16 protein-coding genes and 1 riboswitch are annotated in these 15,247 nt (G+C 72.8%); of the genes, 7 read left to right on the plus strand and 9 right to left on the minus strand.

Annotated elements, in window-relative coordinates:
* Nucleotides 1-227 precede the first annotated feature (227 nt).
* Nucleotides 228-527 (plus strand): bacterioferritin-associated ferredoxin, encoded by a 300-nt coding sequence (locus tag ACFY0K_RS08490; RefSeq protein ID WP_390639179.1) that lies wholly within the window; start codon nt 228-230, stop codon nt 525-527.
* Here the strand turns inward: ACFY0K_RS08490 and bfr are convergent.
* Complete coding sequence (gene bfr / locus ACFY0K_RS08495; protein ID WP_351954501.1) at nt 524-1,006, minus strand: bacterioferritin; 483 nt, start codon at nt 1,004-1,006, stop codon at nt 524-526. The two genes, ACFY0K_RS08490 and bfr, sit on opposite strands and share 4 nt — an antisense overlap.
* A 182-nt stretch (nt 1,007-1,188) precedes the next feature.
* On the opposite strand from bfr, the gene ACFY0K_RS08500 reads away from it, so the two are divergent.
* Nucleotides 1,189-1,821, plus strand: a complete 633-nt coding sequence (locus tag ACFY0K_RS08500) for a sulfite oxidase-like oxidoreductase (protein ID WP_382725414.1) — start codon at nt 1,189-1,191, stop codon at nt 1,819-1,821.
* Between the two features lie 21 nt (nt 1,822-1,842).
* Here ACFY0K_RS08500 and ACFY0K_RS08505 read toward each other — a convergent pair whose 3' ends face one another.
* From ACFY0K_RS08505 to thiO, 5 genes are all read right to left on the minus strand, one after another.
* A complete protein-coding gene (locus ACFY0K_RS08505) occupies nt 1,843-2,721 on the minus strand; it encodes a deoxyribonuclease IV (protein ID WP_390639180.1) in 879 nt (292 codons plus the stop codon).
* A gap of 34 nt (nt 2,722-2,755) precedes the next feature.
* On the minus strand, nt 2,756-4,678 hold the full coding sequence (gene pknB / locus ACFY0K_RS08510) for a Stk1 family PASTA domain-containing Ser/Thr kinase (RefSeq protein ID WP_390639181.1): 1,923 nt from the start codon (nt 4,676-4,678) through the stop codon (nt 2,756-2,758).
* A 299-nt stretch (nt 4,679-4,977) separates the two neighbouring features.
* Nucleotides 4,978-5,772 (minus strand): thiazole synthase, encoded by a 795-nt coding sequence (locus tag ACFY0K_RS08515; RefSeq protein ID WP_390639182.1) that lies wholly within the window; start codon nt 5,770-5,772, stop codon nt 4,978-4,980.
* Between the two features lie 5 nt (nt 5,773-5,777).
* Entirely contained in the window at nt 5,778-5,990 is a 213-nt protein-coding gene (gene thiS, locus ACFY0K_RS08520) for a sulfur carrier protein ThiS (protein WP_390639183.1), read from the minus strand.
* Nucleotides 5,987-7,156 carry a glycine oxidase ThiO gene (thiO, locus tag ACFY0K_RS08525; protein ID WP_390639184.1) on the minus strand — a complete coding sequence of 390 codons (1,170 nt, stop codon included), beginning with the start codon at nt 7,154-7,156 and terminating at the stop codon, nt 5,987-5,989. Before thiO ends, thiS begins: the two co-directional genes overlap by 4 nt.
* Nucleotides 7,154-7,265: riboswitch (TPP riboswitch) on the minus strand. (Overlaps the previous gene by 3 nt.)
* 177 nt (nt 7,266-7,442) lie before the next feature.
* Here thiO and ACFY0K_RS08530 point away from each other — a divergent pair.
* From ACFY0K_RS08530 to ACFY0K_RS08550, 5 genes are all read left to right on the plus strand, one after another.
* The gene (locus tag ACFY0K_RS08530; RefSeq protein ID WP_390639185.1) at nt 7,443-8,675 is read left to right on the plus strand and encodes an NAD(P)/FAD-dependent oxidoreductase; all 1,233 of its coding nucleotides are present in this window, start codon (nt 7,443-7,445) and stop codon (nt 8,673-8,675) included.
* Nucleotides 8,676-8,797: 122 nt separating this feature from the next.
* Nucleotides 8,798-9,163, plus strand: a complete 366-nt coding sequence (locus ACFY0K_RS08535; protein WP_093504045.1) for an Rv2175c family DNA-binding protein — start codon at nt 8,798-8,800, stop codon at nt 9,161-9,163.
* A gap of 33 nt (nt 9,164-9,196) precedes the next feature.
* Nucleotides 9,197-9,844, plus strand: a complete 648-nt coding sequence (gene thiE, locus ACFY0K_RS08540) for a thiamine phosphate synthase (RefSeq protein WP_390639186.1) — start codon at nt 9,197-9,199, stop codon at nt 9,842-9,844.
* 175 nt (nt 9,845-10,019) lie between these two features.
* A complete protein-coding gene (metF, locus tag ACFY0K_RS08545) occupies nt 10,020-10,943 on the plus strand; it encodes a methylenetetrahydrofolate reductase [NAD(P)H] (protein ID WP_390639187.1) in 924 nt (307 codons plus the stop codon).
* A 56-nt stretch (nt 10,944-10,999) separates the two neighbouring features.
* On the plus strand, nt 11,000-12,004 hold the full coding sequence (locus tag ACFY0K_RS08550; RefSeq protein ID WP_390639188.1) for a hypothetical protein: 1,005 nt from the start codon (nt 11,000-11,002) through the stop codon (nt 12,002-12,004).
* 19 nt (nt 12,005-12,023) lie between these two features.
* Here ACFY0K_RS08550 and ACFY0K_RS08555 read toward each other — a convergent pair whose 3' ends face one another.
* The 3 genes from ACFY0K_RS08555 to ACFY0K_RS08565 all read right to left on the minus strand — a co-directional run bounded on the left by ACFY0K_RS08555 (nt 12,024) and on the right by ACFY0K_RS08565 (nt 15,240).
* Nucleotides 12,024-13,562 carry a phytoene desaturase family protein gene (locus ACFY0K_RS08555; protein ID WP_390639189.1) on the minus strand — a complete coding sequence of 513 codons (1,539 nt, stop codon included), beginning with the start codon at nt 13,560-13,562 and terminating at the stop codon, nt 12,024-12,026.
* 47 nt (nt 13,563-13,609) lie between these two features.
* The gene (locus ACFY0K_RS08560) at nt 13,610-14,224 is read right to left on the minus strand and encodes a DUF4126 domain-containing protein (protein ID WP_390639190.1); all 615 of its coding nucleotides are present in this window, start codon (nt 14,222-14,224) and stop codon (nt 13,610-13,612) included.
* A 389-nt stretch (nt 14,225-14,613) separates the two neighbouring features.
* Nucleotides 14,614-15,240, minus strand: a complete 627-nt coding sequence (locus ACFY0K_RS08565) for a TetR/AcrR family transcriptional regulator (protein WP_093504057.1) — start codon at nt 15,238-15,240, stop codon at nt 14,614-14,616.
* Between the last annotated feature and the right edge of the window lie 7 nt (nt 15,241-15,247).

Consider the following 15,247-nt stretch of genomic DNA (forward strand, 5'->3'; position numbering starts at 1 on the left):
CGCCGGCCCCCCCGCGCCCCCCCCCCCCCCCGCCCCGGCCCGGGGCGTCCCGGGGGGCGCCTTTCCCCCCCCCCCCGGCGGGCGCCCTGTGGGGGGGGGGGCCCCCAACACCCCCCCCCCCCCCCCACCCCACTTTTGCGTCCGCGGAGTGATGGGTAAGGTTAGGTTTGCCTCACCGATCAATCGGGACGGCACCACTGGTCGATCCCGGCGGGAGGTGAATCCGCGTGTACGTCTGCAGCTGCTTCGGAGTGACCGAGGCGCAGGTCAAGCAGCACGCGGAGGACGGTGCCTGCACCCCCCGCCAGATAGCGTCCGCCTGCAAGGCCGGCACGGACTGCGGTTCGTGCGTCCGCCGCATCCAGGCGATCCTCGGCCGCGGCGCCTGCCCGCGCCGCGAGCTGGTGGACGAGGGCAGGCCGGTCCTGACCGCGCTGGCCGGTGAGCGCCCCGGAGAAGCGCGCTCGGCCGCGACGGGCCCGCGGACGGTCGACGACCTGCCTCGGCCGTTCCCGCGGAGCGCCTAGCTGGTCTCGGGCTGCTCGATGATCTGCGAGATGTAGAGCGCCTCGCCGAGCTTCTCCACCAGCTCCAGCTGGGTGTCGAGGTAGTCGATGTGGTGCTCCTCGTCCTCCAGGATGTCCTCGAAGATGTTCGCGGACGTGATGTCGCCCTTGTCGCGCATCACCTTGATCCCGCGCCTGAGGCGGTCGATCGCCTCCACCTCGATCTGCCGGTCGGCCTCGAACATCTCCTTCACGGTCTGTCCCACGCGGACGTGGAACAGTCGCTGGTAGTTGGGCAGCCCCTCCAGGAACAGGATCCGGTCGGTGAGCACCTCGGCGTGCTTCATCTCGTCGAACGACTCGTGCCGGGTGTACTTCGCGAGCTTGTACCAGCCGAAGTTCTCCTGCATCTTCGCGTGCAGGAAGTACTGGTTGATCGCGGTGAGCTCGCCGGTGAGCTGCTCGTTGAGGAATTCGATGACCTCGGGGTCGCCCTGCATCGCAGAGGCTCCTTCCAGGGGCTGGGGTGCTTGCGGCGCATGATTGCACCGGCATGGAAGATCGTCCAGTAAGTGCGTACTTAGTAAGTAAGTGCATGGTTGGTGCCAGTTGGCCGATTTGCCGTTTTCCGGGGGGTCTGCCTGGTCAGGTGCACTGCCCGTGGTCTGTCAGGATGGAGAACATGGGTCATCGGGTGGAGCGCGCGTCTCGGGAAACCGCGGGAGCCGGGCTTCCGCCGGGACAGCGACTCCAGCGCGGATGGCCCGTCACGCACTACGGCCCGGTCCCCAGGTTCCGGCCCGAGCGCTGGGAGTTCCGGATCTTCGGCGCCACCGCCGACGGGGGCGCGCACGTCTGGAACCACGAGCAGTTCACGGCTCTGCCGTACGCCACCGTGGTCGCCGACCTGCACTGCGTGACGAAGTTCAGCATGCTCGGCGCGGAGTGGGGCGGGATCCCGGCGCGGACCGTCCTGGAGCTCGCGCCGCCCGCTCCCGAGGTCACCCACGTGATGGTCTGGGCGGAGTACGGCTTCAGCTCCAACCTGCGCCTCGCGGACTTCGCCGCCGACGGCGTCCTCTTCGCCACCCACAAGGACGGTGAACTGCTCACCGCCGAGCACGGCTTCCCGGTCCGCCTGGTCGTCCCGCACCTGTACGCCTGGAAGGGACCCAAGTGGGTCCGCGGCGTCGAGTACATGACCGCCGACCGCCGCGGCTTCTGGGAGGAGCGGGGCTACCACAACATCGGCGACCCCTGGAAGGAACAGCGCTACTCCTACCAGGAGGAGCCGGGGGACGGCCCGGAACTCTGAGCCCGCCGGCGCCGGGCCGGCTCAGCTCTCCCGGAGCCGCTTGAGGCGCTCCACGTCGGCCGCGTGCCCCTCCTTGCCGCCGGGCGTCTCGATGACCAGCGGTACGCCCGCGGTCGCCGGGTGGGTCATCAGCGCGCGGAACGCGTCCTCGCCGATGTGTCCGGCACCGATGTTCTCGTGCCGGTCCTTGTGCGCGCCCACCACGTCCTTCGAGTCGTTGGCGTGGATCAGCTTCAGCCGCCCCTCGCCGACGGTCGACACGAGCAGGTCCAGCGTCCGGTGCATCCCGCCCGGCCCGGTCAGGTCGTGCCCGGCGGCGAAGATGTGGCAGGTGTCCAGGCAGACGCCCAGCTTCGGATGGGCGTCCAGCGCCTCGAAGTACGGGCCGAAGTCCCAGGTCCGCGAGCAGAGCGAGGCGCCCTGCCCGGCGGTGGACTCGAGCAGCAGGAACGGGTCGTCGTCGTGGGTCAGCTCGTCGAGCAGCGGCAGCAGACGCGTCCGTACCTGCTTCAGCGCCACGTCCCGGGCCCGGCCGCCGGTCGCGCTCCCGGTGTGCACGACCACCCCGAGCGCCCCGATCTCCCGGCCGCGCCGCAGCGAGTGCCGCAGCGACTCCACCGACTTCTCCACGGTCGCCTCGGTGTGCGAGCCGAAGTTGATCAGGTACGGAGCGTGCACGTAGGCCGGGATCGACTGCTCCGCACAGGCCGCGCGGAACGCCTCGTCCTGCTTCGGGCTGCCCGCCGGGGTGGCCCAGCCGCGCGGGTTGGCGACGAAGACCTGCACGGTCTCGGCCCGCAGCTCACGGGCGTAGGACAGCCCCACGGAGTGCAGACCGCCGGCCACCGGGACATGGCCGCCGACGGGATTGCGGGAAGGACCTGACTGCTCGCTCTTCACCCGTCAAGGGTGTCACGCCGCGGCCCGGCCCCCGTCACCGGATGGTGATCGTGATCGTCGACCCCTTGGGCGCCTGCTCCCCGGCGTCCACCGACTGCTTCCTCACGGTGTCGCCGAACAGCCCGAGCAGCCCGCGGTCCTCCTTGACCTGGAAGCCGGACTGCTCCAGCAGCTTGGTCGCGTCGTCCACGGTGGCCCCCACCACGTTCGGCACCTCGACCAGCTCCGGGCCCTTGGACAGCGTCAGCGTCACCGTGTCGCCCTCGGCGGCCTGCGCGTCGCCCGCCGGGGTCTGCCGGGCGACCTGCCCCTGGTCGTACTCGGAGTTGACCTCGGTGGCGGACACCGTCACCTTCAGCCCGGCCTGCTGGAGCTCCTGCCGGGCGTTGTCCAGGTCGTCGCCGGTGACGTCCGGGACGTCGACCGGGGCGCCCTTGCTGACGACGAGCGCGATCGCGGTCCCCGCGTGCCGCTGGGTCCCGGCACCCGGATCGGACGAGATGACCGACCCCTTGGGCACGTCCTCGCTGAACTCCCGCGTCACCATGCCCGGTTCGAGCCCGTCGGCGGTCAGCAGCAGCTTGGCCCTGGCCAGCGTCCGCCCCTGCACGTCCGGCACCTTCACCGTCTCGGGGCCGTCGGAGATGGTGAGCTGCACCGAGTCGTTGCTGCGGATGCGCTGGCCGGTCGCCGGGTCGGTGCTGATCACCGTGCCCCGCTTCACCGTGTCGCTGTAGGCGTGCTCGACCGATCCGACGTCGAGCCCGGCCTCCTTGAGCCGCGCGGTGGCCTCGGCCTCCGTCTTCGACAGCAGCGGCGGGACCTTGGTGAACTGCCCCGAGTTGATGTACCAGACGCCGGCGCCGGCCCCGAGGACGATCAGTACGGCGACGACCAGCGTCAGCAGCCCGCGCCGGGACCGACGGCCCCCGCGCCGCCGCTCCGGGACCGGCGGCGCCTCGAACCTGCTGGTCCGCAGCACGCCCTCGTCCTCCTCGTTGACGGGCAGCGGCCGGGGCACCGTCAGCGACCGGGGTATGACACTGGTCCGGTCCTCGGCGATGTCGTGCCCGTCCGCCAGCGCCTGCGGCGGTACGGCGTCCAGCTGCTCGGCACGGAGGGCGCCCCGCGTCTGCCGCAGCAGGGCGAGCAGTGCGACGGCGTCGTGCGGCCGGACCGCGGGATCCCGGGCGGTCCCGTGGGCGACCAGTGCGTCCAGCTCGTAGGCGAGCCCCGGTACCGCGACGGACGGCGCCGGCACGTCCTCGTGCAGGTGCTTGTAGAGGACGACCGCGGGCGAATCCGAGTCGTGCGGCTTCTCCCCGGTGAGCATCTCGTACAGCACGACACCGCACGCGTACACGTCGACGCGCGGATCGGCGGCCCCGCTCTCGACCTGCTCGGGCGCGAGGTAGGACACGGTGCCGAGCACGGCGCCGGTCGTACTGGTGACGGAGTCCACGGACCGCACCAGCCCGAAGTCCGCGACCTTGACCCGCCCGTCGTCCCCTATCAGCACGTTCTCGGGCTTCATGTCCCGGTGCACGAACCCGGCCCGGTGCGCGGCGCCCAGCGCGGCCAGCACCGGCTCCAGGATGTCCAGCGCGGCCCTCGGCTGCAGCGCGCCGCGCTCGCGCAGCACGTCACGCAGGGTGCAGCCGGCGACGTACTCCATGGCGAGGTACACGTACGAGCGGTCGGCCCCCTGGTCGTAGACCTGCACCACGTTCGGGTGGGCCAGCCGGGCGACCGACTTCGCCTCCCGGATGAACCGCTCGACGAAGGACCCGTCGGCGGCGAGCGCCGGGTGCATCACCTTCAGCGCGAGCACACGGTCCAGCCGGATGTCCAGAGCCCGGTAGACCGTGGCCATCCCGCCGACGGCGATCCGCGCGTCGACGCGATACCGGCCGTCGAGCACCTGCCCGACGAGAGGGTCCTGAAGGGTCATATCCACCCAGCGAGTGTACGAGCACCGGCTGACACCCCCACAGGTGAGACCGCTTTCTCGGGGACTTGCAGCGCACCTGTGACGCTTTGCACCTGGCTGAAATATGCACCCACCACCCCCACCCGCCGCCCCCACCCGGCCCCAACCAGGCCTCCCACCGACGCCCCCGGGCCCCCGGCCCCGAGCAAGCCGCCCACCCACCCGCAGTCGCCGACGGCGGTCGGCCCCCGCGGGAGAGTCCCGCTTCTCAGCAGAGGGATTCGGGTGGTGCGTGGGTGGGAGAGGAGGCGGGAGTGGAAGGGGGCTCAGAACGCGGGGCGCTCGGGGTCCAGCACGGCCAGGCCCTCCGCAGGAGACGACGCCTCCGCGAGGTAGCGGCGGGGAATCCGCCCCGCCAGCCGGGCCAACCGCCCCGCCTCCACCCCGGCCCGCATGGCGTGAGCCATCCGCTCGGGATCCTGGGCCCGCGTCACCGCCGACGCCAGCATCACCCCGGCGCACCCCAGCTCCATCGCCAGCGCCACGTCCGACGCCGTACCGGCCCCCGCGTCCAGGATCACCGGCACGCGCGCGTGCTCGACGATCAGCTGGAAGTTGTGCGGGTTGCGGATCCCGAGCCCCGACCCGATCGGCGACCCGAGCGGCATCACCGCGGCGCACCCCACGTCCTCCAGCTTCCGGGCCAGCACCGGATCGTCGTTCGTGTACGGCAGCACCGTGAACCCGTCGTCCACCAGCGTCTCCGCCGCGTCAAGGAGCTCGACCGGGTCGGGGAGCAAGGTCCGCTCGTCGGCGATGACCTCCAGCTTGATCAGGTCGGTCCCCAGTGCCTCCCGCGCCAGCCGGGCGGTCAGCACCGCCTCGCCCGCGGTGTAGCACCCGGCCGTGTTGGGCAGCACCCGGATCCCGAGCCGGTCGAGCACCGACAGCACGGAGCCCCGTACCCCCGGGTCCACCCGCCGCATCGCGACCGTGGTCAGCTCGGTCCCGGACGCGGCGAGCGCCCGCTCCAGCACCTCCAGGCTGGGCGCACCCCCGGTACCCATGATCAGCCGGGAGGAGAACGTCGTACCCCCGAGGACGAAGGGATCGTCGGCCACGGTGCTCAGCCTCCCTGCACGGCGGTCAGGACTTCCACCCGGTCGCCGTCGGCGAGATCGGTCGTCGCCCACTGCCCGCGCGGTACGACGGTCTCGTTGACGGCCGCGGCCACCCCGGAGGGCGCGGCGGTGAGGGACCGTACGAGCGAGTCGAGAGCGGTGCCCGGGGCGATCTCCCGGCGCTCCCCGTTGACGGAGATGGTGACGGAGAGGTTCATGCGGTCTGCTCCACAAGGACGCGGGGGACGGGGTCGAATCGCCTCGGCGTGAACGGACGGGCCTCCGCCGGCAGCTCGCCGCCGGTCAGCAGCTCCGCCATGACGTCTCCGGTGACCGGCGTGAGCAGCACCCCGTTGCGGTAGTGCCCGGTGGCCAGCAGCAGCCCGTCGAGGCGGGTCGGCCCGAGCAGCGGCGCGTTGTCGGGGGAGCCGGGACGCAGTCCGGCCCGGGTCTCGGTCAGGGGCAGCTCGGTGATCCCGGGCACCAGCTCGTGCGCGTCGCGCAGCAGTTCGTACACGCCGCCCGCGGTGACCGTGGTGTCCCAGCCCAGCTCCTCGCTGGTGGCGCCGACGACCAGCTCGCCGTTCTCCCGGGGCACCAGGTAGACGTTCCCGCCGCGCACCACGGCCCGTACGGTCCGGCTGAGGAACGGCGCGTACCGCGCGGGCACCGTCAGCCGCAGCACCTGCCCCTTCACCGGCCGCACCGGCGGCAGCACGTCGTCGGGCACGCCCGCCAGCCGCCCGCTCAGGCTGCCGCCCGCGAGCACCACCTGCCCGGCGCCCAGGGCGTCACCCGCGCGGGTGCGGACACCGGCGGCGCGCTCCCGCACCACCTCCAGGCGCTCGGCCCAGTCGCGGTGGAACACCACCCCGGACCGCTCGCACGCGGCCACCAGCGCGGCCGCCAGCCGGCGCGGGTCGATCTGGTGGTCGCCGTCCACCCGCAGCCCGCCGCGCACGCCCGGCGCGAGCATCGGCTCCAGGCGCCGGCACTCCCGCCCGGACAGCCACTCGGACTCCAGGCCCGACTGCTGCTGGAGGGTGTGCAGCTCGCGCAGGTGGGCGCGGTCGTCGGCGTCCAGCGCGACCGCGAGCGTGCCGCAGCGCCGGTAGCCGAGATCGTGGCCGGTGAACTCGGTCAGCTCGGCGGCGAAGGCCGGATAGCGGCGCGCCGAGGCCAGGTTGAGCCCCAGCAGGGTCTGCTCGCCGTAGTGCAGCTCGGTGACCGCGGCCAGCATCCCCGCCGCTACCTGCGCGGCCCCGCCGCCGGGTTCGGGGTCGACCACGGCGACCGCGAGCCCGCGCCGGGCCGCCCGCCAGGCCGTGACCAGGCCGATGATTCCGCCCCCGATGACGAGGACGTCGGACGTACGTGAGGACATGGGCGTCCAGCCCCTCCCTTCGCCGGCATGACCCGGATCAGGTTCGTACGGTCGGAGGCCGCAAGCCTCCCTCTCAGCCCGGTGCGTCCGGGCTCCCGCGTGTGCTTCACCGCCACCCTAGCCCGCGGGGCTCCACCCCCGTAAGACGGCCCCGGCCCGCGCCCCGGCCCGCGCCCCGGCCCGCGCCCCGGCCCGCGCCGCGGGCCGTGCTGTGGAACAGGTCACTCGCCACGACTCCTGACTGACTCTTTGTCAGTTGTCTATCGTTCTTGTCTATGGTGATCACGTGAGCGAGCAGACGCAGCGACGGAGCACGTCACAGACGCGGCGCGTGGTCGTCGTGGGCGCGGGGATGGCCGGGGTGCAGACCGCGGTGGCCCTGCGCGAGCAGGGGTTCACCGGGACCGTCACGCTGATCGGCGCCGAGCCGCACCAGCCGTACGACCGGCCGCCGCTCTCCAAGGCCGTGCTGCTCGGCAAGTCGGAGGGCTCCGCCTTCGAGGTGGACTTCGAGACGCTCGGCATCGAGCTGGCGCTGGGCCGCGAGGCGCTGGGCGTGCGCACCGCCGACCACGAGCTGGACACCGAGGCGGGACCGGTGCCCTACGACGTCCTGGTCCTCGCCACCGGTGCCGAGCCGGTCACGCTGCCCGGCACCGAGGGCGTGCCCGGCGTCCATCTGCTGCGCACCCTGGACGACGCCGAGCGGCTGCGGCCCGTGCTCGCCCGGCAGCACGACATCGTGGTCGTCGGCGCGGGCTGGATCGGCGCCGAGTTCGCCACCGCGGCCCGCGAGGCCGGCTGCGCGGTCACCGTGGTCGAGGCCGCCGACCGCCCGCTCGCGGGAGCGCTCCCCGCCGAGGTCGCCGCGCCGATGACCGCCTGGTACGCCGACAGCGGCACCGATCTGCGCACGCACGCGCGCGTGGCGGGCGTCGAGCCCGGCGCGGTGGTGCTCGCCGACGGCTCCCGGCTGCCCGCGGGCGCCGTCGTGGTCGGTATCGGTGCCCGCCCCGCCACCGCCTGGCTGACCGGCTCGGGCATCGGGCTCGGCGCGCACCGCGAGGTGCTCGCCGACGACCGCCTGCGCACCACCGTCCCCGACGTCTACGCGGTCGGCGACTGCGCGTCCTTCCCGTCCGGCCGCTACGGCGAGCGCCTGCTGATCCACCACTGGGACAACGCCCTCCAGGGCCCGCGCACGGTCGCCGCCAACATCCTCGGCGAGACCGACGCCGTCTACGACCCGGTCCCGTACTTCTGGTCCGAACAGTTCGGCCGCTTCGTCCAGTACGCCGGCCACCACGCCACCGCCGACCGCCTGGTCTGGCGCGGCGACCCGTCCGGCCCGTCGTGGAGCGTCTGCTGGCTGCGCGAGGACCGCCTGGTCGCTCTGCTGGCGGTAGGCCGCCCACGCGACCTCGCGCAAGGACGGCGTCTGATCGAGGCAGGCCGCCACATGGACGCGGAGGCCCTGTCCGACCCGGGGAATCCGCTGAAGAACGCCACGACTGCCTGAAAGCGCCCTGCCGCAAACGCGCCCCGAAGGGGCGCGGGGAACTGCGCGACCAGCCCCCACCGCGCCGCACCCGAGCTGCCACCCATCGCGGCCGAACCGACGAAGCGCCTACCCTAGATCCCGTGACCGAGATTGACACGAAGATCGATGCTCTCGTCCCCGCCTGGCTCACCCTCCCCGACATCGCAGAGATGATGGACGTCGAGGTGACGCGCGTGCGGCAGCTGGTCAAGGAGGGCCAGCTCATCGCCGTCCGCCGCGGTGAGAACAGGGCACTGCACGTCCCCGCCGCCTTCATCGACGGGGACAAGGTCGTCAAGGGCCTGACCGGGACCCTGACGCTCCTGCGGGACGACGGCTTCACGGACGAAGAGATGCTGGAGTGGCTCTTCACTCCCGACGCGACCCTGCCCGGCACCCCCGCGCAGGCGCTCAGCGAGAATCGCGGCACGGAGGTGAAGCGCCGCGCCCAGGCGCTCGCCGTCTGAGGCAGCCAGTACCGACACAACGGGGGACCACCGATGACCGACACCGCCCGCGCCCAGCTGGCCGACGCCCGGCTCTACCTGTGCACGGACGCGCGCAAGGAGCAGGGCGACCTGGCCCCGTTCCTGGACGCGGTCCTGGCGGGCGGTGTCGACATCGTGCAGTTGCGCGACAAGGGCATGGAGGCCGCCGAGGAGCTGGAGCACCTCGCCGTGTTCGCCGACGCCTGCGCCCGGCACGGCAAGCTGCTCGCGGTCAACGACCGCGCGGACGTGGCCCACGCGGCCGGCGCCGACGTGCTCCACCTCGGCCAGGGCGACCTGCCGGTCCCGGCCGCCCGCGCGATCCTGGGCCGGGACGTCCTGATCGGCCGCTCCACGCACGCCGAGTCCGAGGCCGCCGCGGCCGCCGTGCAGGACGGCGTGGACTACTTCTGTACCGGCCCCTGCTGGCCCACCCCCACCAAGCCAGGCCGCCCTGCCCCCGGCCTCGACCTGGTGCGCCACACCGCAGCCCTCGGCACCGACCGCCCCTGGTTCGCCATCGGCGGGATCGATCTCGGCAACCTCGACCAGGTGCTGGACGCGGGTGCCCGCCGGGTGGTCGTGGTCCGCGCGCTCACCGCGGCCGACGACCCGGGCGCGGCGGCGGCCGAGTTCGCGAAGCGGCTGCGGTCGCTGTAGCCACAGTGGCCGTGCGGCGCAGCGGCAGTGCGGCGGAGCGGCAGTGGGAGCGGCAGGGCCCGGCTGTCCGGAAACTTGTCCAGTATCCGGACGCGAGCTCCACAAGAGGCCGATAATTCGGGCAAATGTCCCGAGTGCGGTTGGGTGACCGGCCGCCCCTGACTAACCTGCGGGTATGGCCCTCGGAACCGCATCCACCAGGACTGACCACGCACGCACCGTGCGCGACATGCTCGCCGGCGGCAAGACCACGTACTCGTTCGAGTTCTCGGCGCCGAAGACCCCCAAGGGTGAGCGGAACCTGTGGAGCGCGCTCCGGCGTGTCGAGGCGGTCGCCCCCGACTTCGTCTCCGTGACCTACGGCGCCGGCGGTTCCACCCGCGCGGGCACCGTCCGGGAGACCCAGCAGATCGTCGCGGACACCACGCTCACCCCGGTCGCCCACCTCACCGCGGTCGACCACTCGCTGGCCGAGCTGCGCAACATCATCGGCCAGTACGCGGACGCCGGGATCCGCAACATGCTCGCCGTGCGCGGCGACCCGCCCGGCGACCCGATGGGGGAGTGGGTGGCGCACCCGCAGGGCCTGACCTACGCGGCCGAACTCGTCCGTCTCATCAAGGAGTCCGGCGACTTCTGCGTGGGTGTCGCCGCCTTCCCGGAGATGCACCCGCGCTCCAGCGACTGGGACACCGACGTGCGGCACTTCGTCGACAAGTGCCGCGCGGGCGCCGACTACGCCATCACGCAGATGTTCTTCCAGCCCGAGTCGTACCTTCGCCTTCGCGACCGGGTCGCGGCGGCCGGCTGCGAGACTCCGGTGATTCCGGAAATCCTGCCCGTCACCAGTGTGAAGATGCTGGAACGGCTGCCCAAACTCAGCAACGCGGTATTCCCGGACGCCCTGAAAGAGCGGATCCTCACAGCGAAAGACGATCCGGCGGCGGTACGCTCCATTGGCATCGAACACGCCACGGAGTTCTGCGCGCGGCTGCTGGCCGAGGGAGTGCCAGGACTGCACTTCATCACGCTCAACAACTCCACGGCGACGCTGGAAATCTACGAGAACCTGGGCCTGCACCAACCTCCGCGGGCCTAGACCGGCCGCACCGGAGTACGACACACTGCGTAGCGGTTACAGGGAGAGGGGCGTACATGGGCTGGACGGTCCTCTACGTAGCGTTCGGCATCGTCGCACTGTGGCTGCTGGGCGAGGTGCTGCTGCAGTACAAGGCGCGGCTGCGCTGGCGGCTGCTCGCCTTCGTGGGCTTCCTCGGCGTCGTCTTCGGTGTCCTGATCCCGTCGGTCGTCGTGATCGGTGTGGGTGCGATCGCCTTCGCGGTCGGCCAGACCTACGTCACGCTGTCCTTCCGCCGCGGCTTCGAGGCCGGCTGGGCGGTCAAGCGCCCCGGTGCGGACGGTGACGGCGGCGGCCTGGCCAAGCGCCGTCGCGGCGGGCCCGACGAGGACGAGGACCAGGGGCCGGAGGCAGGCGACCCGGACGCGGCCGACTCCTCCTACGCCGAACAGCAGGGCGGCTACGCCACGGCCGGCGGCAGTCCGTCCTACGGCGACGACTACGACCGCGACGACGTCTTCACCCCGGCGGCCCGCACCATGGAGCCCGGCGCGGCCGAGACCACCACGGTGTACGAACCGCAGCCGATGCCCGAGGACACCGGCTCCTACGGCGTCTACCGCGACGCCGGCTACGCGGCCACCGGCGACCAGCAGGCCGCCTACGCGACCGCCGGCCAGGACCAGGCGTACGCCGCCCAGGGCACCGACCAGAACTACGCCTACGACTACTCCGGCTACGGCCAGCAGCAGTACGGCTACGACACCAGCGGCGGCCAGCAGCAGTACGCCAACTACTCCGACCCGTACGTCGGCAACCAGGCCTACGGCGGCACCGGGTACGACCCGTCGTCGTACGGCAGCCAGCAGTACGACCAGCAGGGCTACGCCCAGGGCCAGTACGGCACCGGCGGCTACGGCGAGACCCCGGCCGGCGGGGTCTGGGTCCCGCAGCAGCGCGCCGACGAGACCTACGGCGGCGAACTCCCGCAGGAGCAGCAGTACTACCAGGGCCAGGGCGACGGCCAGGGACAGCAGCAGGGCCACCAGGGCAACGGGTACGACGAGCAGTACCGTTTCTGAGCCTTCCCGCGGCGCCGGCTCACTGCGAGCCGCGGAACTCCGGCCCCTCCACGATCAGCCCGGCCACCAGCGCCCCCGACATGCCCGCATGCGGCAGCCCGCCACCGGGGTGCGACCAGCCGCCGACGGCGAACAGGCCCGGTACCGCCGTGGTGTTGGAAGGATGCAGCACACCCTCCGGCGCGGCCAGCGCGGGCGGCGGCACCGCACCGCCCAAGGCGCCGGTCTCCCGCTCGGTGTCCACAGGCGTGCGTACCTCGCGCCACAGCACCCGCTCGCGCAGCCCCGGCACGGCACGCTCGGCGGCGGCGACCATGCGGTCCGCGAAGGCGCCGGCGGCCTCCGGAGCGGCCCAGTCGTACCCGGCCGCCGACGGCACCGTCGCCGTCACCACCAGTGACTCGTGCTCGGCGTCAGGACGCAGGGCCGGGTCGTCGGGCCGGTCCACGACGACCGTCGGCAGGTCGGGCAGCTCCCCGTGCCCCAGCATGTCCAGGTCGCCCTCGGCGTCGGGGCCGTGCACCACCGTCCGGTGCACGGCGGCCGGCTCGCGCGCACCGCGCAGCGCCAGGCACACGACCACCCGGCCCAGGTAGCGGTCCTCGGCTTCCGGGCGCACGTCCCGTGGGCTGTACAGCTCTCTGCCCGCGACCAGGCCGCCCAGCCGCCACGGCCCGGTTCCGACGACGAAGTCGGCCTCCGCCACCGTCGTTCCGCCGGAGCCGAGAGCCTGGGAGGTGCCCCCGGCCAGCTCCACCCCGGCCGCCCGGCCGTCCTTCTCCAGGATCCGTACGACCTCGGCGCCGAAGACGAACTCGACCCGCCGCTGCACACACCGCTCGTACACCGCGCGGGCCAACTCCCGTATGCCGCCCCGCACGTACCAGGTGCCGAAGGCGTGCTCCAGGTACGGCAGCACGGCCGCGCTCGCCGGGGCGATCCCGGGATCGATGCCGTGCGCGAGCGCGTAGCCGTCCAGCAGCTCCCTCAACCGCAGGTCGCGCAGCTCCCAGGCGCCGATCTCGTAGAGGGTGCTTGCCCGGCGGGTGCGGAGCAGCTTCTTGTGCGGGACCGACGGGTACGGCTCGCGCTCGGCCAGCACCTGCCAGTTCGGCCACAGCGGCTCCTCCAGGAGCGGGCGCCGGGTGCGGTCCCAGGCCTCCCGGGCCCGCACCAGGAAGTCGCCCCAGCGCTGCCCCGCACCGGCGCCGAGGGCCTCGTCCAGGGCGGTGACGACGCCCGCGCGGGACGCGTTCGGCAGCGACACCTGGGTGCCGTCCGCGAAGACGTGCCGGGCCGACGGGTCCACCTGGACCAGCTCGACGCAGTCCTCCAGCGGTTCCTTGCCGGTCTTGACGAACAGGTCGCGGTAGACGGCGGGCAGCGGCAGCAGGCCCGGGCCGGTGTCGAAGGCGAACCCGTCGCGCTCGAACCGGCGCACCCCGCCGCCGTACGTCTCCGTACGCTCGTACACCGTCACCCGGTGGCCCGCGACGGCCAGCCGGGCGGCCGCCGCCATGGCGCCCATCCCGGCGCCGATCACCGCAATCCGTCCCATGCCCGCGACTTTATCGACCGCCACTGACAGTCCGGACCGGCGGGCCGTCAGCCGGGCGGCCGTCCCACCTGCGCCGCGAGCCGCCGTTCCTCCCGGCGCTGGGCCCGGCGGCGCCAGAAGCGCCGGATCCGGGAGACCAGGAACACCAGCACGATCAGGCCGGTCGCCAGCAGCACCGCCGCGACGACCGCCGCCGCCAGCGGGTGGAACATCGCGAACGACACGATCCCGGCGACCCCGAGATCCTCGGCGAAGCTCAGCACGATGTTGCTGAACGGCTCCGGCGAGGTGTTGACCGCCATCCGGGTCCCGGCCTTGACCGTGTGGCTGGCCAGGGCCGTGGAACCGCCGACCAGCCCGGCCACCACGTCGTTGACCGAGCCGCTGTGCCCGGCGAGCAGCGCGCCGACCCAGGCGCCCGCCACCGGCCGGATCACCGTGTGCACGGAGTCCCACACCGAGTCGACGTACGGGATCTTGTCGGCGACCGCCTCGCACAGGAACAGCACGCCCGCGACGATCAGCACCTCCGGGCGCTGCAGCGTCTCGGGGACGTCGTCGCTCAGGCCCGTCGCGCCGAAGAGGCCGAGCAGCAGCACCACCGCGTACGCGTTGATTCCGCTGGCCCAGCCGCTGGTGAAGACCAAGGGGAGTACCGACACGGACGCGATCGTAACCAGTCCGGGGCGGCGCGTCCCGGGCCTCGGTGCGCAGACCTGAGTACAGGTACCTAGGGAGCGAGTTGAGTACGCGCACGGATGGGCCGCGACCTGCGTGAACGAGAGAGTGGAGGCACGGAAAGGGGCGCGGGGCCCGGCACCGCCGACACGGGGCGGCGGAACGGCGTCTTCGCCCTCGACCGCTCCTTCCGCCGATTCGCGTCGGCGGAAGCGAGACACGGGGGAGAGGGGACCCGGGGGAACAGCGGGAAACCGGGGGAGCACGGGGGTGCACGGAAGGCGCCGGTCCGACGGCGGCCCGCGGGGGACGCGGCCGCCGGCGGCCGGCGCTTTCGCCCGCCCACGCGCGCGTGCCGGTGCCGCAAGGGCTCTCAGCCCTTGCCGCTCACCCGCCCCTGGAGCAGCCGGGACAGCGCCGCGTGGACGTCGTCCAGGGAGCGCTCCGGCTGGAAGGACTTCCAGTCCAGCGCGGCCACCAGCACCATCCCGACCAGTGCGGCCGCCGTCAGCTGGACGTCGATCTCGTCGCTGAACTCGCCGTTCGCCACGCCCTCGCGCAGCACCCCCTCGACCACCGCGACGGCCTGCTGCCTGACCACCATCAGCGTCGACTGCCATGCCCGGTTGGTGCGCCACAGCTCCGCCACGTAGAGCTGCGTGAAGGCCGGGTAGCGGTCGATGAAGACCAGGCCCGCGCGGACCATCGCGTCCAGGGCGTCGACCCGGCTGCCGCCCTCGCGCGCGGTCTGCTCGGCGGCGTCCTTCAGGGAGGCGGTGAGCAGGCCCACGCCGTGCCGCAGCAGCTCCTCGAAGAGGACCGACTTGCTCGCGAAGTTGTAGTAGACCGTGCCCTTCGCGACGCCCGCCCGTTCGGCGATCTCGTCCACCGTGGTGGCCGAGAAGCCCTGCTCGGCGATGAGCGTGACGGCGGCCTCGTAGAGCTTCTGCCGGGTGGCCTCACGGCGTGTGCTGCCGCCCGTGGTGCTGCTGCTTTCCATGGTCCCG

Origin of the sequence: Streptomyces sp. NPDC001507, assembly GCF_042894765.1 — a bacterium.
Taxonomy (GTDB): Bacteria; Actinomycetota; Actinomycetes; order Streptomycetales; family Streptomycetaceae; genus Streptomyces.

Excerpts from the sequence above, each read along its gene's own strand:
- bfr (WP_351954501.1), bottom strand. The coding sequence starts at position 1,006 with ATGCAGGGCGACCCCGAGGTCATCGAATTCCTCAACGAGCAGCTCACC.
- ACFY0K_RS08500 (WP_382725414.1), top strand. The coding sequence starts at position 1,189 with ATGGGTCATCGGGTGGAGCGCGCGTCTCGGGAAACCGCGGGAGCCGGG.
- thiS (WP_390639183.1), bottom strand. The coding sequence starts at position 5,990 with ATGAACCTCTCCGTCACCATCTCCGTCAACGGGGAGCGCCGGGAGATC.
- thiO (WP_390639184.1), bottom strand. The coding sequence starts at position 7,156 with ATGTCCTCACGTACGTCCGACGTCCTCGTCATCGGGGGCGGAATCATC.
- thiE (WP_390639186.1), top strand. The coding sequence starts at position 9,197 with ATGACCGACACCGCCCGCGCCCAGCTGGCCGACGCCCGGCTCTACCTG.
- metF (WP_390639187.1), top strand. The coding sequence starts at position 10,020 with ATGGCCCTCGGAACCGCATCCACCAGGACTGACCACGCACGCACCGTG.
- ACFY0K_RS08550 (WP_390639188.1), top strand. The coding sequence starts at position 11,000 with ATGGGCTGGACGGTCCTCTACGTAGCGTTCGGCATCGTCGCACTGTGG.
- ACFY0K_RS08555 (WP_390639189.1), bottom strand. The coding sequence starts at position 13,562 with ATGGGACGGATTGCGGTGATCGGCGCCGGGATGGGCGCCATGGCGGCG.
- ACFY0K_RS08565 (WP_093504057.1), bottom strand. The coding sequence starts at position 15,240 with ATGGAAAGCAGCAGCACCACGGGCGGCAGCACACGCCGTGAGGCCACC.